General features: G+C 53.7%; 22 protein-coding genes. 3 read left to right on the top strand and 19 right to left on the bottom strand.

Features of this window, described 5'->3' with window-relative positions:
- Positions 1-20 precede the first annotated feature (20 nt).
- The 6 genes from VW41_19935 to VW41_19960 form a co-directional block, all read right to left on the bottom strand.
- A complete protein-coding gene (locus VW41_19935) occupies positions 21-410 on the bottom strand; it encodes a glycine cleavage system protein H (GenBank protein AJZ91122.1) in 390 nt (129 codons plus the stop codon).
- A 29-nt stretch (positions 411-439) separates the two neighbouring features.
- Positions 440-1,537, bottom strand: a complete 1,098-nt coding sequence (gcvT, locus tag VW41_19940) for a glycine cleavage system protein T (GenBank protein AJZ91123.1) — start codon at positions 1,535-1,537, stop codon at positions 440-442.
- Between the two features lie 583 nt (positions 1,538-2,120).
- Positions 2,121-3,320 (bottom strand): oxidoreductase, encoded by a 1,200-nt coding sequence (locus VW41_19945; GenBank protein AJZ91124.1) that lies wholly within the window; start codon positions 3,318-3,320, stop codon positions 2,121-2,123.
- 12 nt (positions 3,321-3,332) lie between these two features.
- Complete coding sequence (locus tag VW41_19950; protein AJZ91125.1) at positions 3,333-4,511, bottom strand: 2-octaprenyl-6-methoxyphenyl hydroxylase; 1,179 nt, start codon at positions 4,509-4,511, stop codon at positions 3,333-3,335.
- Positions 4,508-5,824, bottom strand: coding sequence for a proline aminopeptidase P II (locus VW41_19955; protein ID AJZ91126.1), 1,317 nt, complete (start codon positions 5,822-5,824; stop codon positions 4,508-4,510). Before VW41_19955 ends, VW41_19950 begins: the two co-directional genes overlap by 4 nt.
- Positions 5,825-5,847: 23 nt before the next feature.
- Entirely contained in the window at positions 5,848-6,426 is a 579-nt protein-coding gene (locus VW41_19960; protein AJZ91127.1) for a hypothetical protein, read from the bottom strand.
- A 168-nt stretch (positions 6,427-6,594) separates the two neighbouring features.
- Between VW41_19960 and VW41_19965 the strand changes: the two genes are divergently transcribed.
- Together VW41_19965 and VW41_19970 are read left to right on the top strand one after the other, a co-directional pair.
- Complete coding sequence (locus VW41_19965; protein ID AJZ91128.1) at positions 6,595-6,924, top strand: Z-ring-associated protein; 330 nt, start codon at positions 6,595-6,597, stop codon at positions 6,922-6,924.
- Between the two features lie 245 nt (positions 6,925-7,169).
- Positions 7,170-7,766 (top strand): 5-formyltetrahydrofolate cyclo-ligase, encoded by a 597-nt coding sequence (locus VW41_19970; protein ID AJZ91129.1) that lies wholly within the window; start codon positions 7,170-7,172, stop codon positions 7,764-7,766.
- Positions 7,767-7,804: 38 nt separating this feature from the next.
- On the opposite strand, the gene VW41_19975 is transcribed toward VW41_19970, so the two are convergent.
- Both VW41_19975 and VW41_19980 read right to left on the bottom strand, forming a co-directional pair.
- Entirely contained in the window at positions 7,805-9,043 is a 1,239-nt protein-coding gene (locus VW41_19975; protein ID AJZ91130.1) for a D-3-phosphoglycerate dehydrogenase, read from the bottom strand.
- 303 nt (positions 9,044-9,346) lie between these two features.
- Positions 9,347-10,006, bottom strand: a complete 660-nt coding sequence (locus VW41_19980; protein ID AJZ91131.1) for a ribose 5-phosphate isomerase — start codon at positions 10,004-10,006, stop codon at positions 9,347-9,349.
- Between the two features lie 188 nt (positions 10,007-10,194).
- Here VW41_19980 and VW41_19985 point away from each other — a divergent pair, with 188 nt between their 5' ends.
- Complete coding sequence (locus VW41_19985) at positions 10,195-11,094, top strand: chromosome replication initiation inhibitor protein (protein ID AJZ91132.1); 900 nt, start codon at positions 10,195-10,197, stop codon at positions 11,092-11,094.
- Positions 11,095-11,147: 53 nt separating this feature from the next.
- Here the strand turns inward: VW41_19985 and VW41_19990 are convergent, their stop codons facing one another.
- The 11 genes from VW41_19990 to gapA all read right to left on the bottom strand — a co-directional run bounded on the left by VW41_19990 (position 11,148) and on the right by gapA (position 24,573).
- Positions 11,148-11,885 carry a hypothetical protein gene (locus VW41_19990; protein ID AJZ91133.1) on the bottom strand — a complete coding sequence of 246 codons (738 nt, stop codon included), beginning with the start codon at positions 11,883-11,885 and terminating at the stop codon, positions 11,148-11,150.
- A 109-nt stretch (positions 11,886-11,994) separates the two neighbouring features.
- Positions 11,995-12,630: an arginine exporter protein gene (locus tag VW41_19995; protein AJZ91134.1), complete on the bottom strand. Its 636-nt coding sequence runs from the start codon at positions 12,628-12,630 to the stop codon at positions 11,995-11,997.
- 142 nt (positions 12,631-12,772) lie between these two features.
- Positions 12,773-13,633, bottom strand: coding sequence for a mechanosensitive ion channel protein MscS (locus VW41_20000; GenBank protein ID AJZ91135.1), 861 nt, complete (start codon positions 13,631-13,633; stop codon positions 12,773-12,775).
- Between the two features lie 171 nt (positions 13,634-13,804).
- Positions 13,805-16,099, bottom strand: coding sequence for a pyruvate formate-lyase (locus VW41_20005; protein AJZ91136.1), 2,295 nt, complete (start codon positions 16,097-16,099; stop codon positions 13,805-13,807).
- A gap of 29 nt (positions 16,100-16,128) precedes the next feature.
- Positions 16,129-17,337 (bottom strand): propionate kinase, encoded by a 1,209-nt coding sequence (locus VW41_20010; protein ID AJZ91137.1) that lies wholly within the window; start codon positions 17,335-17,337, stop codon positions 16,129-16,131.
- Positions 17,338-17,373: 36 nt separating this feature from the next.
- Complete coding sequence (locus VW41_20015) at positions 17,374-18,705, bottom strand: septum site-determining protein (GenBank protein ID AJZ91138.1); 1,332 nt, start codon at positions 18,703-18,705, stop codon at positions 17,374-17,376.
- A 15-nt stretch (positions 18,706-18,720) separates the two neighbouring features.
- Positions 18,721-19,719: a threonine dehydratase gene (locus tag VW41_20020; GenBank protein AJZ91139.1), complete on the bottom strand. Its 999-nt coding sequence runs from the start codon at positions 19,717-19,719 to the stop codon at positions 18,721-18,723.
- A gap of 105 nt (positions 19,720-19,824) precedes the next feature.
- Positions 19,825-20,763: a transcriptional regulator gene (locus VW41_20025; GenBank protein AJZ91140.1), complete on the bottom strand. Its 939-nt coding sequence runs from the start codon at positions 20,761-20,763 to the stop codon at positions 19,825-19,827.
- Positions 20,764-21,163: 400 nt separating this feature from the next.
- A complete protein-coding gene (locus tag VW41_20030; protein ID AJZ91141.1) occupies positions 21,164-22,243 on the bottom strand; it encodes a fructose-bisphosphate aldolase in 1,080 nt (359 codons plus the stop codon).
- A 98-nt stretch (positions 22,244-22,341) separates the two neighbouring features.
- The gene (locus tag VW41_20035) at positions 22,342-23,505 is read right to left on the bottom strand and encodes a phosphoglycerate kinase (protein AJZ91142.1); all 1,164 of its coding nucleotides are present in this window, start codon (positions 23,503-23,505) and stop codon (positions 22,342-22,344) included.
- Positions 23,506-23,526: 21 nt separating this feature from the next.
- Positions 23,527-24,573, bottom strand: coding sequence for a glyceraldehyde-3-phosphate dehydrogenase (gene gapA, locus VW41_20040; GenBank protein ID AJZ91143.1), 1,047 nt, complete (start codon positions 24,571-24,573; stop codon positions 23,527-23,529).
- Positions 24,574-24,820 lie beyond the last annotated feature (247 nt).

Raw genomic sequence — 24,820 nt, forward strand, 5'->3', positions numbered from 1 at the left:
CAGGGAGAGGGGTTTAAAAATTACTCGTCTTCTAACAGCGCTTCATAGGCGGAAGCATCCAGCAGCGCGGCAACCTGAGCTTCGTCGCTGGCTTTAATTTTGAAGATCCAGCCCTCGCCGTAAGGCTCACTGTTGACCAGCTCCGGGCTGTCGCTCAGCGCGTCGTTAACCGCAACGATTTCACCGCTGATTGGGGCGTAGATGTCAGAAGCCGCTTTCACGGATTCAGCAACGGCACAATCATCACCGGCAGAAACGGTGGCACCCACTTCAGGCAGGTCAACAAATACCATGTCGCCCAGCAGTTCCTGCGCGTGTTCGGTGATGCCCACGGTGTAGCTGCCGTCAGCTTCTTTACGCAGCCATTCGTGCTCTTTGCTGTATTTCAGTTCGTTCGGCACATTGCTCATTGTTTTCTCCTGATACCTGATTTCAAAATTTAAAGCGCGACCGGCTTACCGGCGCGAACAAAAATAGGTTTGGTGACTTTGACCGGCATTTCGCGGTTGCGGATCTGCACAATCGCCGTTTCACCTATACCCGCCGGAACGCGAGCCAGCGCAATGCTGTAGCCAAGCGTTGGCGAGAAAGTGCCGCTGGTGATCGCCCCTTCGTGCGTATTGCCCTGCGCGTCGGTAAACCGTACCGGCAGCTCATTACGTAATACGCCTTTTTCGGTCATGATCAAGCCAACCAGCTCTTCGGTGCCGCTGGCGCGCTGTGCTTCCAGCGCCTCACGGCCGATAAACGCACGATCTTCCGGCTGCCAGGCGATGGTCCAGCCCATGTTCGCGGCCAGTGGAGAAATGCCTTCATCCATGTCCTGACCATAGAGGTTCATCCCCGCCTCCAGGCGCAGCGTGTCGCGAGCGCCCAGGCCGCAAGGCTTAACGCCAGCCTCAACCAGCTGTGCCCAGAATCCTGCAGCCTTGTCGTTCGGCATCGCAATTTCATAGCCCGCTTCGCCGGTGTAGCCGGTAGTAGCAATAAACAGATCGCCGGCCTGCACGCCAAAGAACGGTTTCATACCTTCAACGGCTTTACGTTGCTCTTCGCTAAACAGCGTACCGGCTTTGGCCTTCGCATTCGGCCCCTGAACGGCAATCAGCGACAGGTCGTCACGCACGGTGACGGACACGCCAAACGGTTCTGCGTGCTGGTTAATCCAGGCAAGATCTTTTTCACGGGTAGCGGAGTTAACAACGAGGCGGAAGTCATCTTCGGAGAGGAAATAGATAATCAGGTCGTCAATCACGCCGCCGGAAGCATTGAGCATGGCGGTGTAAAGCGCTTTGCCCGGCTGGGTGAGTTTGGCGACGTCGTTGGCGACTAAGTAACGCAGAAACTCGCGGGTACGGCTGCCGTGCAGGTCAACGATGGTCATGTGCGAAACGTCGAACATACCGGCATCGGTGCGTACAGCGTGGTGCTCATCAATTTGCGAGCCATAGTGCAGCGGCATCATCCAGCCGTGGAAATCAACCATGCGGGCGCCGCTTAGCGTGTGCTGTTCAAATAAGGGGGTCTGTTGAGTCATCTTTTCCTCTTTAACCATCTGGTTGCAAAGCGGATTTGGCTTTGCCAACCGTCAGACGAAACCCGGCATCGCCACCGTTCCCCGATAGCGACGCAAACGTTACCTTTGACCTGAACTTACCACCGAACGGGGGCGTAAACCATAAGCGGAAAACGGTCATTGCATTAGCTTATGACCAAAACGGGAGAGGAAGTGTGCAGAGTTATTCACTGTAAAAATGCGATGCGCTCCACATTAACAGCAGGTATTTAGTGTCGAATTTAGCACTAGCTAACATTTACGACCATTTCAGAAACAAATTGACTACATCACAGAAATTGTAAGATTAGAAAATGTAATCCGAGATTTGTCCTGAGATTAGAATATTTCAAACGAGGGCGAAAGTGCCCTGCCCGGTCATCGGGAAGGGAAATGTGACGGGGTTATCAATATAGTTCAGGCAGAATAAGGCAGCTCCCCGAACACTCTAAATAATTCGAGTGACCGCCAGGCAACAAGGGAGCTTATCCCCAGTCACTTATATAAAGTATGTGACTGGGGTAAATGAGCGCCGTTCTCCCATCGCCCGAAGTATGACGAGGGTTTAGCGTAGCCAGGAAGGCAGATCTTGCAGCCCCATCGCCTGACGAAGCAGTTGCGGCTTCACACCCGGCAGCGTATCGGCAAGCTTAAGGCCAATGTCTCTCAGGAGCTTTTTCGCCGGGTTACTGCCGGCGAACAGATCGCGGAAGCCCTGCATACTGGCCAGCATCACCGCCGCGCTGTGCTTGCGGCTGCGTTCATAGCGACGCAGGTAGAGGTGCTGCCCAAAATCTTTACCTTCACGATGCAGACGACGAATTTCCGTAATTAATTCAGCGGCATCCATAAATCCAAGGTTCACCCCCTGCCCGGCGAGCGGGTGAATGGTATGGGCGGCATCCCCCACCAGCGCCAAACGATGGCCGGCAAAGCTGCGGGCGTAGCGGCCCGTCAGCGGGAAGGTGCGGCGTTCGCTTTCAACCGAGCACAATCCCAGACGCAGGTTAAACGCGACGGAAAGCGCCTGGTTGAATGCTTCATCGTCGGCCCGATGCATACGCGCCGCTTCTTCCGGCGGCAGCGACCAGACAATAGAACACAGATGCGGGTCAGAAAGCGGCAGAAAAGCCAGAATACCTTCCCCGTGGAACACCTGCCGGGCAACAGCCTGATGCGGCTCGGCGGTGCGAATCGTCGCCACCAGCGCATGGTGGTTATAGTCCCAGAAGGTCAGCGGAATATCGGCTTTATCACGCAGCCAGGAGTTGGCTCCATCTGCCCCCACCACCAGCCTTGCGGTTAGCATCGTTCCATCTTTAAGGGTCAGGAACGCTTCGTTTTCTCCCCAGGCAACCTGATTAATGTCCACGGGCGCCATCAGGCTGATATCGCTGCATTGCTCCGCACGTTGCCAAAGCGCCTGGTGGATCACCGAGTTTTCGATGATGTGCCCCAGATGACTAAAGCCGAAACTCTTATCATCAAACGCGATTTGCCCAAAGCTGTCTCGTTCCCAGACTTCCATCCCGTGATAGCTGCTGGCTCGCTCGCTGATTTTTGACCACGCGCCAAGGTGTGTCAGCAGCTTTTCGCTGGCCGCATTGATCGCCGAAACACGCAGTTCCGGCGCGGCGTCAGGCACCAGCGGCTGAGGAAGGTGGCTTTCAATGACCGCAACGCGCAGGCCGCTGCCCTGAAGCCCGCAGGCCACCGCCAGCCCCACCATGCCGCCGCCGACAATCGCCACATCTACGCTTTGCAAATTGACTCTCCTTTAACGCGCCACCCAACCCAGGGTGCGCTGAGCCAGCACGTCTCGTGCCGGAGTAAAATGTTCCATCGCCATCAGGCCAAGGTTACGGCCCGCCACCAGCGGTGCCCATCGGTTGGCAAACAGCTGCACCAGCCCGTCGGTAACGCCGATAGTTGCGATTTTATCTGCGGCACGGCGCTGCTGATACGCAGCCAGTACCGGGAAACTGCCGACATCCGTTCCCGCAGCGTGTGCCTCTGCCAGCCCTTCAGCCAGCGACATTACGTCGCGCAGACCAAGATTGAACCCCTGCCCGGCTATCGGGTGCAGCGTTTGCGCGGCATTACCCACTAGCGCAAGACGATGGGATACGGTCTGAGAGGCCTGCTGCAGCGCCAGCGGGTAGTGATGGCGGATACCTGCATGAGTAATTCGCCCCAGTCGCCAGCCAAAAGCTCGCTGAAGCTGCTGACAAAACTCGGCTTCGCTCCAGCTTTCAACTTCCTCGCGGGCATCCAGCGCATGGCACCAGACCAGCGAGCAGCGCCCGTCGGACATCGGCAGCATGGCAATCGGCCCGTGCTCGGTAAAACGCTCAAATGCCCGGCCATGGTGGGGTTCAGAGGTGGTGACGTTGGCAATCACGGCGATTTGCTGGTAGCTCTGCGGCTGCCAGGTGACGCCGCACTGCGCCGCCAGCTTAGAACGCGTGCCGTCCGCGGCAACCAGAACGCTACCCTGCAGCTCAACGCCGTTATCCAGCTCAACCTGCACGCTATGCTCGTGCCGGGTAAAGGCCGAAACGCGCTGCGGGCAGTGCAGCGTTACGCCTGGCGCTTTACGCAACAGGGTAAAAAGCCGCAGCCCGACGTCGTGAAGCTCCACAACCTGCCCAAGCGCATCAATCTGGTAATCTTCAGCCTCAAGGGTGACGAAGCCGGCGTGGCCTCTGTCGCTGACGTGCACGGTCTTAATTGCCGTGGCACAGTCGGCAAGCGCAGACCAAACGCCAATGCGGGCCAGCTGCTGCCGGGTGCCCTGGGCGAGCGCGATGGCCCTGGCATCAAACCCCGGATGAGCGGCTGAGTCCGGGGCAATGGCTTCGATAAGGTGTACCGGCAATTTGCCCTGGGTAAACGTTGAGATGGCTAACGCCAGCGTCGCTCCCGCCATCCCGCCGCCAACAATAATGACGCTCATGGCTGACGCGCCGCCGCCATCAATGCTTCAATATCGTCTGCGGACTTCACCACGCTGGCGGTGAGGTTCTCGTTGCCGTCTTTGGTGATCGCGATGTCGTCTTCAATGCGGATACCAATGCCACGGTACTGCGCGGGCACGTCCGCATCCGGGGCGATATAAAGCCCTGGTTCCACGGTGATAACCATGCCCGGTTCCAGCACCCGCGACCTGTCCTGACCATAAGCCCCCACGTCATGTACGTCCAGTCCCAGCCAGTGGCTCAGGCCATGCATAAAGAACGCGCGGTGGGCGTTATTGGCTATCAGATGATCGACATCGCCTTTCAGAATGCCGAGCTTCACCAGCCCCTTAACCATGATGCGCACCACTTCCGTCGTCACTTCCTGCATGGACGTGCCCGGCCGGTAGAGTTTTAGCGCGGTTTCGAGCGACTCCAGCACGATGTCGTAAATTTCACGCTGGGCCGGGCTGAATTTACCGTTAACAGGGAAGGTGCGCGTGATGTCTCCGGCGTAGCTTTGGTATTCACATCCGGCGTCTATCAGGACCAAATCGCCGTCGCGCAGTTCACTTTCATTTTCGGTGTAATGCAGAATGCAGCCGTTCTCGCCGCCGCCGACGATAGTGGTGTACGAAGGATAGCGCGCACCGTGCCGGGTAAACTCGTGGTGAATTTCACCCTCGAGCTGATATTCGAACATTCCCGGGCGGCAGGCCTGCATTGCGCGAGTATGCGCCAGCGCGGAGATCTCCCCGGCGCGACGCATGATGGCAATCTCTTCTTCGGATTTGAAAAGGCGCAGCTCGTGTACCACCGGTCGCCAGTCGGTCAGCGTGGCTGGTGCAGCCAGGTTTTGACGCGAACCACGACGTAGCTTATCCAGCGCGGCAAAAACGATGTTATCCGCGTATTCGTACTCGCCCTGAGCGTGGTAAACCACATCCAGGCCGTTTAGCAGGAGATGTAATTGCTCACCGATTTCGCTGAAAGCCAGCGCGCGATCTACCCCTAATTTCTGCGGGGCTGCGTCCTGGCCTAGCCGGCGCCCAAACCAAATTTCTGCACTTTTATCCCGCACGCGGTTGAACAGCACGCTGTGATTGTGCGACTCATCGCTTTTGATTAGCACCAGCACGGCTTCCGGCTCGTTAAAGCCGGTGAAGTACCAAAAATCGCTGCTCTGCCGATAGGGGTATTCGCTATCCGCATTGCGGGTTGCTTCCGGGGCCGCGAAAATTAACGCGACGCTGCCGGGTACCATTTTCGCCAGTAGCGCCTGGCGGCGGCGAAGAAATTCCTGCTGGTTCATCACACCTCCTGACATTTTTATCGTTAGTGGAGCGTAGGCTTGCGTACCTCGGGGGCGGTCGGCGCCGCATGAGTAAAGGTGTCGTGGCACAGCAGCGCGGCAACACGCACGTACTCAATAATCTCTTCGAGCGACATTTCCAGCTCTTCCTGGTCTTCGTCCTCGTCGTAACCCAACTGGGCGATGTTACGCAGGTCGTCAATGGCTTCGCCGGTTTCACCGGTGACTTTATCCAGCTTACTCTGCATGACGCCGAGGCCCAGCAGGAAGTGGTTTACCCAGCCGGAAAGCGCATCGGCGCGATCGAAGACGGAGACATCATCACCGTCCGGCAGGTAGAGCTGAAACAGGAAACCTTCATCTTCCAGCGCGTCGCCAATGGCACCGTGCATCTGGCGCAGCGGATCCGCCAGGTTCTGGCTAAAGGCCAGGCCTTCATTCGTCAGGTCATGCAGCAGCGTTTGCCAGCTGGTGTCTTTATTGCCGCCGCACAGCATGCCGCTGATCAAGCCGTGCATTTCTGCGGGCGTCAGACCCACACCCTGTTGGTTCAAAAGTTGGCCGACTAAGTCGTAGTCAGGCATTGCGTTCTGTATTGACATGCGCATTCGTCATCGTTGGCAGGAATAGTGTGTGTTATGCTACCACCAGGACCCCCGCAGATACCAGAAAAGGGCTTGTATCTTGATTTCGGGATGGCTATAGTGGCGCCCCTTCCGCTACCGAGGCCGGTAGCGTAAAGGCAGGCGAGTAAACAGCAGGAAGGTGGCATGTCTGCACAACCAGTCGATATTCAAATTTTCGGTCGTTCATTGCGCGTGAATTGTCCGCCTGAACAACAGGATGCGCTGAATCAGGCTGCGGAAGAGCTGAATCAGCGGTTGCAAGATTTAAAAGTTCGCACTAGAGTCACAAATACCGAGCAGTTGGTCTTCATCGCAGCACTGAACATTTGCTACGAACTGGCTCAGGAAAAGTCGAAAACCCGTGACTACGCCGCCAACATGGAAGAGCGTATTCGGATGCTACAGCAGACCATCGAACAAGCATTGCTTGAGCAAGGTCGCATTGCAGACCGACAGGGTCCAAAGTTTGAATAACACTTCGCAGTTGACTATGGTAGAGTAACTTCGAAGACAAAATTTCTCTGAGATGTTTGCAAGCGGGCCAGTCCCCTGAGCCGATATTTCATACCACAAGAGTGTGGCGCTCCGCGGTTGGTGAGCATGCTCGGTCCGTCCGAGAAGCCTTAAAACCATGACGACACACTCACCTTGAACCAAGGGTTCAAGGGTTACAGCCTGCGGCGGCATCTCGGAGATTCCCTCTTTACTACCCGACCATCATGACGCATACCCCGTTAACCTCAACGCTTCGTCAGGACATTCGCCAGACAATCCGGCAACTGCGACGGTCGCTTACTCCCGCTGAACAACAAACCTTTGCCCTACAGGCCGCTGAACGCATGCTGGCGTTTGAGCCGGTTATTCGTGCTCAGACCGTGGCGCTGTTTCTCTCATTCGACGGCGAGCTTAATACCACGCCGCTGATCGAGGCTTTATGGCAGGCGGGTAAAAACGTTTATCTCCCGGTACTTCATCCTTTTAGCGCCGGTAATCTGCTGTTTTTGCGCTACACGCCGCAAAGTAATCTGGTCACCAATCGCCTGAAAATTCTCGAGCCTAAGCTGGATGTTCGCGACGTGTTGCCGCTGAATAAGCTGGATGTCCTGGTTACACCGCTGGTTGCCTTTGATGAGACAGGGCAGCGTCTGGGGATGGGCGGGGGGTTCTACGACAGGACGCTACAGCACTGGCAGCAGCACGGTCTTTACCCGGTTGGCCTGGCGCATGATTGCCAGCAGGTAGAAACATTGCCGGTAGAACAGTGGGATATTCCTTTACCTGCCGTGGTGACGCCATCGCGCCTATGGCAGTGGTGATGCCCCTTCCCCGCTGGAGGAAGAGGCCATGATTCAGATCAGTACAGCAGACGGGCGCGGATGGTGCCCGGAATCGCTTTCATTGATTTCAGCGCTTTCTCAGCCACATCTTCAGGCGCATCAATATCAATCACCACGTAACCCATGTGCGGCGTGGTCTGCAGGAACTGAGCTGCAATGTTGATGCCCTGATCGGCAAAGATCTGGTTGAGCGCGGTCAGGATCCCCGGGCGGTTTTCATGAATATGCAGCAGGCGGCTGCTGGTGCCGCCGTGCAGAGGGAGCGAAACCTCCGGGAAGTTAACCGCAGACAGCGTAGAGCCGTTATCCGAGTATTTCGCCAGCTTGCCCGCCACTTCCAGACCGATGTTTTCCTGCGCTTCCTGAGTTGATCCCCCGATGTGCGGGGTCAGGATCACGTTATCGAACTCGCACAGAGGTGAGTTAAACGGATCGCTGTTGGTGGCCGGCTCGGTCGGGAAGACGTCAATGGCTGCACCGGACAGATGCTTGCTGGAAAGGGCACCGCACAGAGCAGGAATATCTACTACCGTACCGCGGGAAGCGTTGATCAGCAGTGAGCCAGGCTTCATCAGGGCCAGTTCGCCCGCTCCAATCATGTTTTTGGTGGAGGCGTTTTCCGGCACATGCAGGCTAACTACATCGCTCATGTTCAGCAGATCGGAGAGATGCTGAACCTGGGTGGCATTGCCCAGCGGCAGCTTGTTTTCGATGTCGTAGAAGAAGACGTGCATCCCCAAGGATTCTGCCAGAATGCCCAGCTGCGTACCGATGTGGCCGTAACCAATGATGCCCAGTTTTTTACCACGGGCTTCAAAAGAGCCTACCGCCAGCTTGTTCCACACGCCACGGTGCGCTTTGGCGTTAGCTTCAGGAATGCCACGCAGCAACAGCAGTAATTCACCGATCACCAGTTCGGCAACGGAACGGGTGTTAGAGAATGGGGCGTTGAAAACAGGGATACCGCGCTTCGCCGCCGCATCCAGGTCAACCTGGTTGGTGCCGATGCAGAAGCAGCCCACTGCCACCAGTTTTTCAGCCGCAGCAAAGATCTCTTCGGTCAAATGGGTGCGGGAACGCAGGCCAATGAAGTGAGCATCACGGATCGACTCTTTGAGCGCCTCGGAATCCAGCGCGCCTTTATGGAATTCAATGTTGGTGTATCCCGCTGCACGGAGGCTGTCTACCGCCTTCTGGTGCACGCCTTCCACAAGCAGGAATTTAATTCTGTCTTTATCCAGTGATACTTTTGCCATTTCCCGACCCTATTTACAGTGCTGTTGTGTTCGTTTTTAGGCGGTGATGCGCCACCGCCTATAAGTTACCCTTCTGTCAAAATATCAAAATCTACGTTTGGGGCAATATGAACGATTGCGTCGCCGTATCGTCAGGCGGGAATAAGGCGGCGGGAGTCAGAATAAAATGCTAAGCGGGAGAGTGAACCAGGCATGAATCACAGAACTGTTACCGAAATGTGATATATGTCACCAAATATGCGGTTAAAATAATTTGTCATTTTTTATACGGTTTTTTGGGGCGCAGAACGCGCCCCGGTCAGATCATTTCACGATGGTTTTCACGCCATCTGCGGTGCCGATCAGCGCCACATCCGCGCCGCGGTTCGCAAACAAGCCCACGGTCACCACGCCAGGAATACCGTTGATGGTGTTTTCCAGCTTCATCGGCTCCATGATGCTCAAACCATGCACATCCAGAATGATGTTCCCGTTGTCCGTAACCACGCCCTGGCGGTACTCCGGGCGACCACCCAGCTTCACCAGCTCACGCGCTACGGCGCTACGCGCCATCGGGATCACTTCCACCGGCAGCGGGAAATTACCGAGAATATCAACCTGCTTGGAGGCGTCCGCAATACAGACAAACTTATCGGCAACGGAGGCGATGATTTTCTCACGAGTCAACGCGGCACCACCGCCTTTGATCATCTGCATCTGGGCGTTGATCTCATCGGCACCGTCGACGTAAACGCCTAATGAATCCACCTCATTGAGATCGAAAACGTGGATCCCAAGGCTTTTCAGTTTCGCGGTGGAAGCGTCGGAGCTGGAAACAGCACCTTCAATCTGGTGTTTGATGGTGCCCAAAGCATCAATAAAATGCGCGGCGGTTGAGCCCGTGCCCACCCCAACAATGGTGCCCGGCTGCACGTACTGGAGTGCTGCCCATCCGACTGCTTTTTTCAGTTCATCCTGCGTCATAATTTTATGCCTGTGATGTGGAAACTGACGCGCATTATAGAGCATGCGTCGGGAAAATGTCCCCGGCTTTGCCGCAATGCCAACACCATCACGTTCGAACGCGGTGCCCGTTTGCTGATTTGGTCTGAATCAGCGGCAAATTTATGTCATAGTGGCTGCACGACGAAATCAGGAGCAGATGAACAACAATGAAACGCCCGGACTACAGAACGCTGCAGGCGCTGGATGCGGTAATTCGTGAACGAGGATTTGAGCGTGCGGCGCAGAAGCTGTGCATTACTCAGTCGGCGGTGTCACAACGTATTAAGCAACTGGAAACGATGTTCGGCCAGCCATTGTTGGTACGCACCGTGCCGCCTCGTCCTACCGAGCAGGGCCAAAAACTGCTGGCGCTTTTACGCCAGGTGGAACTGCTGGAAGAAGAGTGGCTGGGGGACGAGCAAACCGGCTCCACGCCTCTGCTGCTCTCGCTGGCGGTCAACGCCGATAGCCTGGCCACCTGGCTGCTGCCGGCCCTTGCGCCGGTATTAGCCGACTCCCCGATTCGCCTGAACCTTCAGGTTGAAGATGAAACCCGTACTCAGGAACGCCTGCGCCGGGGCGAAGTGGTGGGGGCGGTTTCCATTCAGCCTCAGCCGCTGCCAAGCTGCCTGGTGGATCGACTGGGTGCGCTGGACTACCTGTTTGTTGGCTCAAAAGATTTTGCCGAGCGCTATTTCCCAAACGGCGTCACGCGGTCGGCGCTGCTTAAAGCCCCTGCCGTTGCCTTTGACCATCTCGATGATATGCATCAGGCATTTTTACAGCAGAACTTCGATCTGTCCCCCGGCAGCGTGCCATGCCACATCGTTAACTCTTCGGAGGCCTTTGTGCAACTAGCTCGCCAGGGCACAACGTGCTGTATGATCCCGCACCTGCAAATTGAGCGCGAGTTGAATAGCGGGGAATTAATCGACCTGACGCCGGGCCTGCTGCAGCGCCGCATGCTTTACTGGCACCGCTTTGCGCCGGAAAGCCGCATGATGCGCAACGTGACGGATGCTTTGCTGGAGTACGGGCACAAGGTATTGAGGCAGGACACGGAATAACGCGTTGAGTAACCCCCGCCGGCAGCGGCGAGGGTTAAGGTGAAGATCACATCTTACTGAGCAGGTGCCGCCGGCGTTTGTGCGCCCTGCAGTTCAAACACTACATCGACCTGATCGTCAAACTGAATAGTCTGCTGATCGTAGGTATCCTGAGCGGAAGCCGGTGCAGCCGCATCCGCTTTCATCATGCGAACCATCGGCGCAGGCTGGTAGTTAGAAACGTGGTAACGCACGCTGTAAACCGGGCCCAGCTTGCTGTTAAAGCCTTCGGCCAGCAGCTTAGCCTGACGGGTTGCGTCGGTAATCGCCTCTTTACGTGCTTTATCTTTGTACTCTTCTGGATGCGCTACGCCCAGCGACACGGAACGGATTTCGTTCAGGCCAGACTTCAGCGCCCCATCCAACAATTCGTTCATTTTATCCAGCTGACGCAGGGTGACTTCCACCTGGCGTACCGCCCGGTAGCCCTTGAGCTGAGTTTTGCCGTCTTTCAGGTAGTCATATTCTGGCTGCGTGCGCAGGTTAGCGGCGTTGATATCCTTCTTCTCTACGCCATTTTTCTGCAGGAAAGTCAGGTATTGCGCCACACGGTCGTCGGCCTGTTTTTTGGCAGAAGCCGCGTCCTTAGCGGACACGTTGACTTCGATAGCGAGCGTGGCGATATCAGGTACGGCATCAACGCTGGCTGTCCCGGAGGTGACCACGTGCGGCCCGTTTGGCAACTCACCTGCCTGCACAGAAACAGAACCTAATCCCATTAACGCGGCTAATGCTAAAATTTTAAACTTCACTGTAACTCCTCCGTGCTACGTTCCACTGTGATTACGCCATGCAATAAACTTCCGGCGCTGCCAGCAAGCTTAGCCTGTAATGGTAACTTGTCTATCAGATTATGGCGAATTAGCCCATGAGCGCGGCGATATGCTGCACCCCATCCCGGGCCAGTTGCGCGGCAATAAACCACATCACAATCCCAACCACGCCGTTGATAATGCGCTGGGCTTTCGCGGTACGCAGACGAGGTGCCAGCCAGGCGGCAAGAATAGCCAGGCCGTAAAACCAGAGAATGGAGGTGCTAATGGTCCCCAGCGCGAACCAGCGTTTTGCTTCGTCCGCAAGCTGGCCCCCCAGGCTACCGAGCACCACAAAGGTGTCCAGATAGACATGCGGGTTGAGCCAGGTGACGGCCAGCATGGTAACCACAATTTTCCAGCGCCCCTGCTTTAACACTTCGGCCGAGGCCAGCTCCAGGTTGCTGCTCATCGCCGTGCGCAGTGCTCCCCAGCCGTACCACAGCAGAAATGCCACGCCGCCCCAGGTGACCAGCGCCAGCAGCCAGGGTGACTGCATCAGAATGGCGCTACCGCCAAAAATCCCGCCGCAAATCAAAATGATGTCGCTCAGCGCACACAGAGAAGCAATCATCAGATGATACTGACGACGAATGCCCTGATTCATCACGAAGGCATTTTGCGGCCCCAGCGGCAGAATTAGCGCGGCCCCCAATGCAATACCCTGAAAATAATAAGATAACACGCTGCACACCCTTCAAATATTCATCACTGGGCGTGAGTGTAATGCGCAAAAATTATTAGAGGAAATTGATAGTTTTAATCGCTGATAAGAATGGCTAATTATTGCAGGTAAAAATAAGGCCAGCGGAAGCTGGCCCCGGGCATTATGCGTTATCAGATTCTTTAATCTGGCGAACGTGAACGTCCATTTGCGGGTAAGGAATGCCGATGCCGTTTGCATCAAGGGCTTTCTTGATGCGTTCCAGCACGTCCCAGTAAACGTTTTGCAAATCGCCGCTTTTGCTCCATGCCCGCACCACAAAGTTAACGGATGAAGGGCCAAGCTCGTTCAGGCGCACGGTGATATCGCGATCCTTCAGCACACGCTCGTCACTGGTGATGATTTCAGTCAGGATCTGCTTCACCCGATCGATATCCGCATCGTAGGCCACGCCGATGATGAATTCGTTGCGGCGGGCAGGTTCGCGGGAGAAGTTAATGATATTGCCGGCGATAATTTTCCCGTTCGGCACAACGACGATTTTGCCATCAACGGTACGCAGCGTGGTGGAGAAGATTTGCACATTCAGCACGGTGCCCGCAATGCCGCCGAGATCGACATACTCCCCGGTACGGAATGGGCGGAAGGTCACCAGCAACACGCCTGCGGCCAGGTTAGACAGAGAGCCCTGCAGCGCCAGACCAACGGCCAGACCGGCGGCACCCAGCACGGCAATCACCGAAGCGGTCTGTACCCCAACACGGCTCAGGGCGGCAATCAGCGTGAACGCGATGATCCCGTAGCGCACCAGCGCGGAAAGGAAGTCAGCAACGGTGCTGTCGATACTGCGAGCCAGCATCAGTCGATTAACGGCCCCGGAGACCAGACGGGCAACGATCATCCCGGCGATCAAAATAGCCACGGCGGCGACGATGTTTACCGCATAGCTCAGGAGAAGTTCCTGATTGCGCACCAGCCAGCCTCCCGCATTATGAATACTGTCTACTACGTTGAGATCTTCCATCTACTGTTCCTTGTCTGAAAAGTTTCTCCGCCCGGTAAGGCAGCTCAAACCCTAAAGGGTAAACAAAAACGCATGAATGTGCCAAGTACGTCACAAAATTGTTCTCAAATTGAGTATTAATGCGGCAAAAGGGAGGAAAAGCCCGGACGGATGTCCGGGCTGAAAGCGGGCTTACAACGTTTGAGTAAAGGTTCGGGAAATAACATCCTGCTGCTGTTCGCGGGTAAGCGCATTGAAACGCACCGCATAGCCTGAAACACGAATGGTCAGCGTCGGGTAATTTTCAGGATGCTCTATGGCGTCCATCAGCATTTCGCGGTTCAACACGTTAACGTTCAGGTGCTGACCGCCTTCCGTTTTGACATCGTGATGGAAGTAGCCGTCAAGCAGTCCGACCAGGTTCAGGCGGCGGACGGAATCATCTTTGCCCAGCGCCGCCGGCACAATGGAAAACGTATAAGAGATACCATCTTTTGCATAGCTGAACGGCAGCTTAGCCACGGAGGTTAACGAGGCTACCGCCCCTTTAGTGTCTCGCCCGTGCATCGGGTTAGCGCCGGGCGCAAACGGCGTTCCTCCCCTGCGGCCATCCGGCGTATTTCCCGTTTTTTGTCCATACACTACATTCGAAGTAATGGTCAAAATAGACTGGGTCGGCACGGCGTGACGGTAGGTTGGCAGCGCCTGAATTTTCTTCATGAAACGCTCAACCAGGTCGCAGGCAATGGCGTCCACGCGATCGTCGTTATTGCCGTACTGCGGATAGTCGCCCTCAATCACGAAATCCACCGCCAGCCCGGTATGGTCGCGCACTGGCTTCACTACCGCATGTTTGATGGCCGAAAGCGAATCTACCGCCACCGAAAGCCCGGCGATGCCGCAGGCCATTGTCCGGTAAACATCCCTGTCATGCAGGGCCATCAGCGAAGCTTCGTAGCTGTATTTATCGTGCATGTAGTGGATCAGGTTCAGGGCCGTCACATACTGCACCGCCAGCCAGTCCATAAAATTGTCCAGGCTGGCCATCACCTTGTCGTAGTCCAGCACGTCGTCAAGCAACATTGGGGTTTTGGGCCCGACCTGGATCTTCAGCTTTTCATCCATTCCCCCGTTGATGCAGTACAGCAGCGTTTTTGCCAGGTTGGCGCGGGCGCCAAAGAACTGCATCTGCTTGCCAATCACCATCGGGCTAACGCAACAGGCAATCGCGTAGTCGTCGCTGGCGAAATCGCTGCGCATCAGGTCATCGTTTTCATACTGCAATGACGAGGTTTCGATAGACACCCTGGCGGCATAAACCTTGAACGCTTTCGGCAGCGCCTCAGACCAAAGGATGGTCATATTCGGCTCCGGCGATGGCCCCATGGTGTATAGCGTGTTCAGATAGCGGAAGGTACTTTTGGTCACTAGCGTACGACCATCCAGCCCCGTTCCGCCCAGCACTTCCGTCGCCCAGATAGGATCCCCTGAAAACAGTGAATCAAACTCCGGCGTGCGCAGGAAGCGCACCATGCGGATTTTCATAATAAAGTGGTCAATAAGCTCTTGCGCCTGTTGCTCATTGAGCAGGCCAGAACGGATATCGCGCTCCATATAAATATCGATAAAGGTTGCGGTGCGGCCAAGGGACATCGCCCCACCGTTTTGTGACTTCACTGCCGCCAGATACGCGAAGTAAAGCCATTGAATCGCCTCCTGCGCGTTGCTCGCCGGCCTCGAGATATCAAACCCGTATCCGGCGGCCATGTCCTGAATTTGCAGCAGCGCATGGCGATGCTCCGCCAGCTCTTCACGCAGGCGAATCGTCGCTTCAAGATCCTCTCCGCGCTCAAGTTTCTGCTGCAGATCGGCAAACTGAAGCTCGCGCTCTCGCACCAAGTAGGCAATACCATACAGCGCCACGCGGCGGTAATCGCCGATGATTCGCCCCCGCCCGTAACCATCCGGCAGCCCCGTCAGTACGCCGGACTTGCGGCAGCGGAGAATATCCGGCGAATAAACGTCGAACACGCCCTGATTGTGCGTTTTCCGCAGCTCGGTAAATTGATACTCAAAGTCAGGGTCCATTTTACGACCATAGGCTTCAAACGAGCTTTTGATCATATTGATACCGCCAAAAGGATGCAGCGCGCGTTTTAGCGGTTTGTCCGTCTGCAGACCGACAATTTTCTCATGCTGCTGGATAATGTAACCGGGGGCATGGGCGGTAATTGAAGTGGCAACGTTAGTGTCAAAATCGAGCGGCGCATGAGTGGCATTTTCGACGCGAATGCCCTCCATCACCTTTTCCCATAGCGCCGTCGTCCCTGACGTTGCTCCCGCCAGAAACGTGTCATCCCCTTCATACGGCGTGTAGTTTTGCTGGATAAAATCCCGAACATTAATCTCATGCTGCCAGCATTCCCCACGAAACTGCTGCCATGCCTGAGCATAATTATCATGGGAAATATCAATATCCATTTTCATTTATTCAATCCTCTGTACCGCAAATAATATTAAGCGAATGCCGCAAACTGCGATGCCTTGCCTAATTCCCGGGCATCAAGAGCAATCATTTTTTCTTCGTTGGTCGGAATAACCGCGCACAGCACTGCCGAGTTCTTGCTTGAAATAACACGTTCGCCGTCAGAATTAGGTCGCGCATTCTCTTTTTCATCCAATTCGAAACCGAATACCCGTAAATGCTGAATAACCAGACGGCGAATAAGCGCGGAGTTTTCACCAATGCCGCCGGTAAAAATTAGCCCATCAAAATTTGGCAGCGAAGCTGCGTGCCCGCCGATGGCTTTGGCAATGCGGTGAACAAAGGTGTTGATTGCCAGCTCCGCACGGGCATCCCCCTGCTGCAGGGCTTTTTCCAGCGTCCGTAAGTCAGAAGATATACCTGAAAGCCCCAGCAGCCCTGACTCGGTGTTTGCAACCTGCTCAAGATCGTCCAGCGACTGCCCGGTTTGCCTTGCCAGCCACACCATTGCTCCAAAGTCGACGTCACCGCAGCGTGTCCCCATGATTAGCCCTTCCAGCGGCGTCATCCCCATCGACGTATCAACGCTTTGCCCGTCGACAACCGCACACACCGATGCTCCGTTGCCTAAGTGAGCAATCACTAACCCTGATGGGCGCCCTTTCAGTTCAGGTAACGCATTTGCCTGAATTGAAACATAGCGGTGAGAGGTCCCGTGAAACCCATACCGCCTGACGCCGTGCTCTGTGAAATAGCGGTATGGCAGGCCGTAGAGATAGGCTTCGGGGCTCATGGTCTGATGAAAGCTGGTATCAAAAACCGCAACCTGCGGCACGCCCGGAAAACGTTGCCTGGCCGAAGCCACGCCGCTGAGGTTGGCATAGTTGTGCAGCGGCGCGAGAGGCGAGACGGCGCGAATTTGCTCCACGATATCGTCCGTGAGCAATACTGACTCGCTAAAAACCGCGCCGCCGTGCGCAATGCGGTGGCCTATATAGGCCACGCTTTCAGTCAGATTACGTTTTTCAAGCTCAAGGGCTACTGCCGCCAGCGCATCCTCATAATCAGAATGCACCAGTTTCACCGGTTCACCGCCATTAACAATAAGCGTTGCGGATTCGGTATTTATGCCCTCAAAAATTCCCGTTAAAAGTGGCTCCATGGTTAACTCATCCAGCACGGAAAATTTAACCGAAGATGAACCGCAATTTATGGTTAATATTACCGGAGATTCATTCATATTAACGTTCACTCATCCTGAGCCAATGGAAATTAATTACATGAGTTTGTATACAATATTAAGGATCGTCAGCACGCCGATCACGGTAACAAAGATATTTTCGGTTCTGCCTTTATATTTGCTCAGCGCCGGAACTTTACGAATCGCGTACATCGGCAGCAGACAAAGCAGCGAGGCAATAATTGGGGCACCCATCGCTTCAATCAGATCAAGTATGTTTGGATTGGCGTAGGCCACAACCCAGGTTGATCCCATGATAAACGCCATGCTGATCAGATTAAGTTTGCCCTCAGAAATCTTCGTCTTGTCACTCTTATAGCCAAACTTCAGGACAAGGCCGTTCAGCCCTTCCAGCGTTCCCAGATAGTGGCCGAAGAAGGATTTGAAAATGGCCACCAGGGCGATAATCGACGCACCGTATTCCAGCCCGGTGGCAAAGGTTGACTTCGAACCAGACAGTGAAGAGAAATGGTTGGCGAGATAGGAAAGTACCGGGATATTTTGCGCTTTTGCTTCGGCCATATTCTGTGGCGAGAGCGTGAACAGGCAGCTGAAGGCGAAGAACATCACCACGCCAACCATCAACATGCTGGCACGAGAGATGATTTTTGAGCATTTATCCTCGGTATACCCTCGCCCGAAATCAGCTTCGTACTCTTCGCGCTTCGACACCACAAATGAAGAGACAATCGGTGAGAAGTTGAAGGAGAACACCATGATAGAAATCCCGAGCCACACCGTCACCAGGATGCCGTCATGGCCAGTCAGCGCGATTTCACTCAGGTTCACCTGATCGATAACCGCTGAATTCCAGTAGGGGATGAGCGACAGGGAAATAATGACCAGACTTGCGATAAACGGGAACACAAGATAGCTCATTACCTTCACCATCAGATCCTTGCCGAAGAAGATGACAAACGCCATCAGCATCAGCAGGAACAACGCCACCAGCCCACGATTTAACGGCATCAGCTGGAGCTGATTTTCCCAAAAAGTCATGAAGGTGTTGGTAATGGTGACGCCATAAATCCACAACAGCGGGCAAATGGCAAAGAAGTAAAGGAAGGTGATGACTACCCCACCAGTTTTACCAAAATGCTCCTCTACAACTTCGGTGATATTACCCGACGGATTGCTGCCGGAAAGACAAAGTCTCGCCAGCGCACGATGGCAGAAGAAAGCGATTGGATAAGCCAAAACCAGCATAATCAATATTGGGATCAGGCCGCCATAGCCCGCACGAATCGGGAAAAACAGCACCCCCGCGCCGATGGCGGTGCCAAACAGACCCAAAGTCCAGGTGGTATCGGACTTACGCCACAGGGAGGATTCTTTTTGACCAACAAGAGTTGTTTCTACATTACTCATAATGAAGATCCTTATTTAGCTCAGGCAGGCTTCCGCGGTGCCCGTAATTTCAGAGACACGAGACAAATCAATATTTCCGCCAGAAATAATACTCACGGTTTTACGGCCTTTAATATACTGGTCTAGCTTGCCACTTAATAATGCGGCAGAAGCAAGTGCCCCGGCACCTTCAGTGACAATTTTATTCCTCTGAATAAGTGCCACCATACTATTTCTGATATCGTCCTCACTGACCAAAATAATATCAGTAACTAATTTCTTAACGATTTCGAAGGTTAACGTTCCTGGACGAGCGACATCACAGCCGTCAGCCAACGTGCTGCTTGCTCGATACGCGGTGATTTCGCCAGTACGGAAAGAAGAAGCCATGCCGTGGACGTTTTCTGCCTGCACGCCAATAATATTAATAGTCGGGTTAATGGATTTAATTGCCACCGCAATCCCGGCAATTAGCCCACCACCGCCAATAGGCACAATCACGTTATCAACGTCGTAAAGATCTTCAAGAATCTCCAGGCCAATTGTTCCCTGCCCGGCAATGACTTTTTCATCATCATAAGGCGGGATAAAAATGCGCCCTTCCATCTCAACAATTTCGCTGACCTTAGCGATTGTTTCGTTAAAGTTATCGCCGTGGATTATCACTTGGGCCGAATAGTCAGTCGTGGCGGCGACCTTTGACTTCGGCGCACCTTTTGGCATCACGACCTTACCGTCGATTCCCAGCAGCGCGCATGACAACGAAACGCCCTGAGCATGGTTCCCCGCAGAACAAGCCACAACGCCGCGGGCTCTTTCTTCCTCACTCAGTGAGCTAAGTTTATTAAACGCACCACGCATTTTAAATGAGCCGGTACGCTGCATATTTTCAAACTTCAAATAAATATCACCTTTACAGCATTCACTAAGGTAATTAGATCTCGGCATTCCGGTTTTATACACGAATCCAGATATTCTTTTCTTGGCTTCCAGAACATCGTTAATAGTGACAGGGAGTTCGTTGTCGATATGCATGTTGACCTCTGCATGAAAAAACAATAAGCGATATTAGAGATGGCAAATAGATTTAATTCGCCACTCTGGATTAATTAATGATAAAAATCGAGTCGGTTAGTTTTGCTAAGCTACCACCGTTAATTTATTAAATTCATATTTGTTACGCACTGAATGTACTTTGGCCAACTCAACCAAAGTGGCAGCAGATTTTTTTATTCGACAGTTTTTCGACCATACTGCGGCATAGCGCGCGACAGGCAATTCATCCGTTAGTGGAACCTGAATAAATTCCTGAGAACCAAAGGGGGCAATCATTTCACGAGGAATAATCGTCAGAAAACCAGCGGTCAGCACCATATTATAAATGGTGACTACAGAGTCAGTTTTAATGATTTTATCGCTGGTGATGTGGTTCTGTTGCAGGATGGTCAGGAGTTCACGGTAGTAGCCCATTTCGGTTTGAGGCAACACCCACTGCTCATGGCTTAATGAGCGAAGCGTCATCGCGCCTCCGCGCGTTCGTGTTCGGCTGGCAACCAGAATAAACTCCGATTCGAACAGCGGCTCAATGTGTAAATCCTGAAGCAGCATCTCGTCGCTGAGGGTGCCGATGGCAAAGTCCAGCCTTCCGTCTCGTATTGCCGGTAAGAACGAACAAAGCTGCGCTTCAAACATCGAAACTTCGGCATGAGGATACTGCTCTTTGAAGGCTTTCATCATCCCCGGCAGGAAGGTGAAGCCGATAAGTGAAGGGTAGCCAAACGAAACATCTACCGCTTCGCTTCCGACCAGACTGCTCATTTCGTTGCACATATTGCGCATTTCGCGGGTAATCGACTCGGCGTAACCGAGCAGCACTTTTCCTGCTGCGGTGAGTTGCACGCCGGTATTTTTGCGGATGATAAGCTCCAGCCCGAACAGGCTCTCCATGTCGCTGATGATTTTACTGACCGCTGGCTGGGTCAAACTCAGCTGCTTCGCCGCAGAGCCAAATGAACCACTTCTTACCACCTCCTGAAATACAACCAGGTGCTGTGTTTTAGGTAATGTCGTATTATCCATAAAGCGCCATGCCTAATTAGTTGCCGATGGCGGCGATCTTACGGATTCCCCGTCAAAGGTTATGTGCTGCGACTCACAAGTGCTTAAGCCGGATTTGCTTAATAAGCACACAACACAAATAAAACCCATAAATAACAATAAGTTATTATTTTTCGATCTGCTATTTATATGATTAAGGTCAACCTAAATATCCCAGATAAAATAAATTTATGGTGATAATAAATTCATATAAATGTAAGTAAGCTGTTATTTGAAATGAAGATTCATGCGTATTTTCGTCAATTCAGCCTGACCGGTTAAAATATAACTCAATATTAAAAACAGCTGCAAATATTACACTTTTATTTGAATATAAAAAAACCCGCCGAAGCGGGTTTTAACGAGGCAAGATTAGCTCAAATTACAGAACGTCTACCGCGTTCAGCTCTTTGAATGCCTGCTCCAGGCGAACGATCATAGAAGTCTGTGCTGCACGCAGCCAAACACGCGGATCGTAGTATTTTTTGTTCGGCTGGTCAGCGCCTTTCGGGTTACCCAGCTGACCCTGCAGGTAAGCTTCGTTTTCTTTGTAGTATTTCAGGATGCCGTCCCAGGTCGCCCACTGGGTATCGGTATCGATGTTCATTTTGATCACGCCGTAGCTTACGGAGTCTTTGATTTCCTGAGCAGAAGAACCGGAACCGCCGTGGAAGACGAAGTTCAGGCTGTTGTGCGGCAGGTTGTGTTTCTTAGAAACATATTCCTGAGAATCGCGCAGGATGGTTGGGGTCAGAACCACGTTACCTGGTTTGTACACGCCGTGTACGTTACCGAAGGAAGCCGCAATGGTGAAACGTGGGCTGATTTTGCTCAGTTCGGTGTAAGCGTAATCGACGTCTTCTGGCTGGGTGTACAGAGCAGAAGCGTCCATGTGGCTGTTGTCCACGCCATCTTCTTCACCACCGGTGCAGCCCAGTTCGATTTCCAGGGTCATGCCCAGTTTGGACATGCGCGCCAGGTATTTGGAGCTGATTTCAATGTTTTCTTCCAGAGACTCTTCGGACAGGTCAATCATGTGGGAAGAGAACAGTGGTTTACCGGTAGCGGCGAAGTGTTTTTCACCCGCGTCCAGCAGGCCGTCGATCCACGGCAGCAGTTTTTTAGCGCAGTGGTCAGTGTGCAGGATAACCGGCACGCCGTAGTGTTCAGCCATCTGGTGTACGTGGTGTGCACCAGAGATTGCGCCCAGGATAGCAGCACCCTGTGGAACATCAGTTTTCACGCCTTTACCAGCGATGAAAGCAGCACCGCCGTTAGAGAACTGAACGATAACCGGGGATTTTACTTTCGCAGCGGTTTCCAGAACGGCGTTAATAGAGTCAGTACCGACGCAGTTAACGGCTGGCAGCGCAAAGTTATTCTCTTTTGCTACCTGGAAGATTTTCTGTACGTCGTCGCCAGTTACAACACCTGGTTTTACGAAATCAAAAATTTTAGACATGTTGATGTGTCCTGTAGGCCTTGGAAAAAATCGAATCACCGTCCTGAGTCTTGCCGGGCGGCAATAAATCAACGGGCAGGATACCCTGCCCGTAGGAATTACTTCTTAGCGCGCTCTTCGAGCATGGCTACTGCTGACAGTACTTTGCCTTCCACGAACTCGAGGAATGCGCCACCGCCGGTAGAGATGTAGGAAATTTTGTCTGCGATACCGAACAGGTCGATAGCCGCCAGAGTGTCGCCGCCGCCAGCGATAGAGAAGGCTTCGCTGTCTGCGATAGCGCGGGCAACGATTTCGGTCCCTTTACGGAAGTTAGGGAATTCGAATACGCCAACCGGGCCGTTCCACAGAATGGTTTTCGCGTTTTTCAGGATCACGGCCAGTTTCTCAGCGGAAACGTCGCCCATGTCCAGAATCTGCTCTTCATCTTTGATGTCGTTCACGGACTTCAGGGTTGCGGTCGCAGTTTCGGAAAACTCAGTCGCAACACGCACGTCGGTTGGCACTGGAATATCGCAACGGGTCAGCAGATCTTTTGCGGTATCAACCAGGTCTGCTTCGTACAGGGATTTACCCACGTTGTGGCCCTGGGCTGCAACGAAGGTGTTCGCGATACCGCCACCAACGATCAGTTGGTCAGCGATTTTGGACAGGGAGTCCAGCACGGTCAGTTTGGTAGAAACTTTAGAACCACCAACGATAGCAACCATTGGGCGAGCTGGCTCTTTCAGGGCTTTGCCCAGCGCTTCCAGTTCGTCTGCCAGCAGCGGGCCTGCACAGGCAACGTCAGCGAATTTAGCGATGCCGTGAGTAGAAGCCTGTGCGCGGTGAGCGGTACCGAACGCATCCATAACGAACACGTCACACAGTGCGGCGTATTTTTTGGACAGCGCTTCGTCGTCTTTTTTCTCGCCTTTGTTGAAGCGAACGTTTTCCAGCACAACCAGCTCACCCGCAGCAACGTCTACGCCGTCCAGGTAATCTTTTACCAGACGAACCGGGTTAGACAGTTTATCTTTCAGGTAGTTAACCACTGGCAGCAGAGAGAATTCTTCGTTGTACTCGCCTTCGGTCGGACGACCCAGGTGAGAAGTCACCATGACTTTAGCACCCTGTTTCAGGGCCAGTTCAATGGTCGGCAGAGAAGCACGGATACGCGCATCGCTGGTGACTTTCCCGTCTTTAACCGGCACGTTCAGATCGGCACGGATGAATACGCGTTTGCCCGCCAGATCCAGATCGGTCATCTTAATTACAGACATGGTGAATCCTCTCGTTGATTCTTAAAGTTTTGCAGACGCAACGTGCGCCTTACCTGAAATCCATTGAGCCATAACCAACGTGGTATCGAGCATCCTGTTGGCAAAGCCCCATTCGTTATCACACCAGACTAGAGTTTTAATCAGATGTTGCCCACTGACCCGCGTTTGCGTGCCGTCGACGATTGCACTGTGCGGATCGTGGTTAAAATCAGTAGAGACCAACGGTAATTCCGTATAGTCAACTATACCATGAAATGCTTCCTGTGCCGCTTTTTGCAGCAAGTGGTTGACTTCACATGCATTTACTGAATTTCTGACCGTCACGCTCAAATCAATTGCCGTCACGTTTATGGTTGGAACGCGTACCGCGATCGCCTCAAAACGGTCATTAAATTGTGGGAAAATACGCGTGATACCGGCTGCAAGACGCGTATCTACCGGAATGATCGACTGACTCGCCGCGCGGGTGCGTCGCAAATCAGGGTGATAGGCGTCAATAACCTGCTGATCGTGCATTGCCGAGTGGATAGTTGTGACCGTCCCGGACTCAATGCCAAACGCTTCATCCAGCAGTTTAATGATCGGGATAATACAGTTTGTGGTGCAGGAGGCATTGGAGACGATACGGTGGCTGTCTTCGACCTGCTCATGGTTCACGCCGTATACGACGGTCGCATCGAGATCGTTCCCGCCGGGGTGCGAAAACAAGACTTTCTTCGCCCCTGCCGCCAGATGGGCTTCCCCGTCAGCGCGGGAACCAAATACGCCGGTACAGTCCAGCACGATATCAACGCCCAGCTCGGCCCATGGCAGCGCTTCAATGCCAGGTTCGTGCAGCAGGCGGATGGTGTCATCCCCCACAAACAGGACGTCACGTTCCTGACGCACATCCCAGGCAAAGCGGCCGTGGCTGGTATCGTACTTCAACAGATGCGCGATACCCGCAGCGTCTGCCAGTTCGTTGATTGCTACCACGGTAATTTCCGCACGGCGACCAGATTCGTACAAAGCACGTACCACGTTGCGCCCAATGCGACCGAAGCCATTAATAGCGATGCGTACGGTCATATCTCTCCTGCCAGAATCCCTGGGATTTAGTGGCTGACAGAGTAATCCAGCAACCGCCTGAGGGGAATCCTCGCACTCATGAAACTGCACTTGTTTGCTTAATTGTCGAACATTTATTCGACTGAAACGCTTCAGCTATGTTAAGCGAAAGCGGGAATAAAAGGAACGATACCCCATTATGCTCCGCTCAACTTCTGACGCACATCACAGTTTTGGTGGAATAACCGCAACTGACCGCCACGATGGT

Source organism: Klebsiella michiganensis (assembly GCA_000963575.1).
GTDB classification, from domain to species: domain Bacteria; phylum Pseudomonadota; class Gammaproteobacteria; order Enterobacterales; family Enterobacteriaceae; genus Cedecea; species Cedecea michiganensis_A.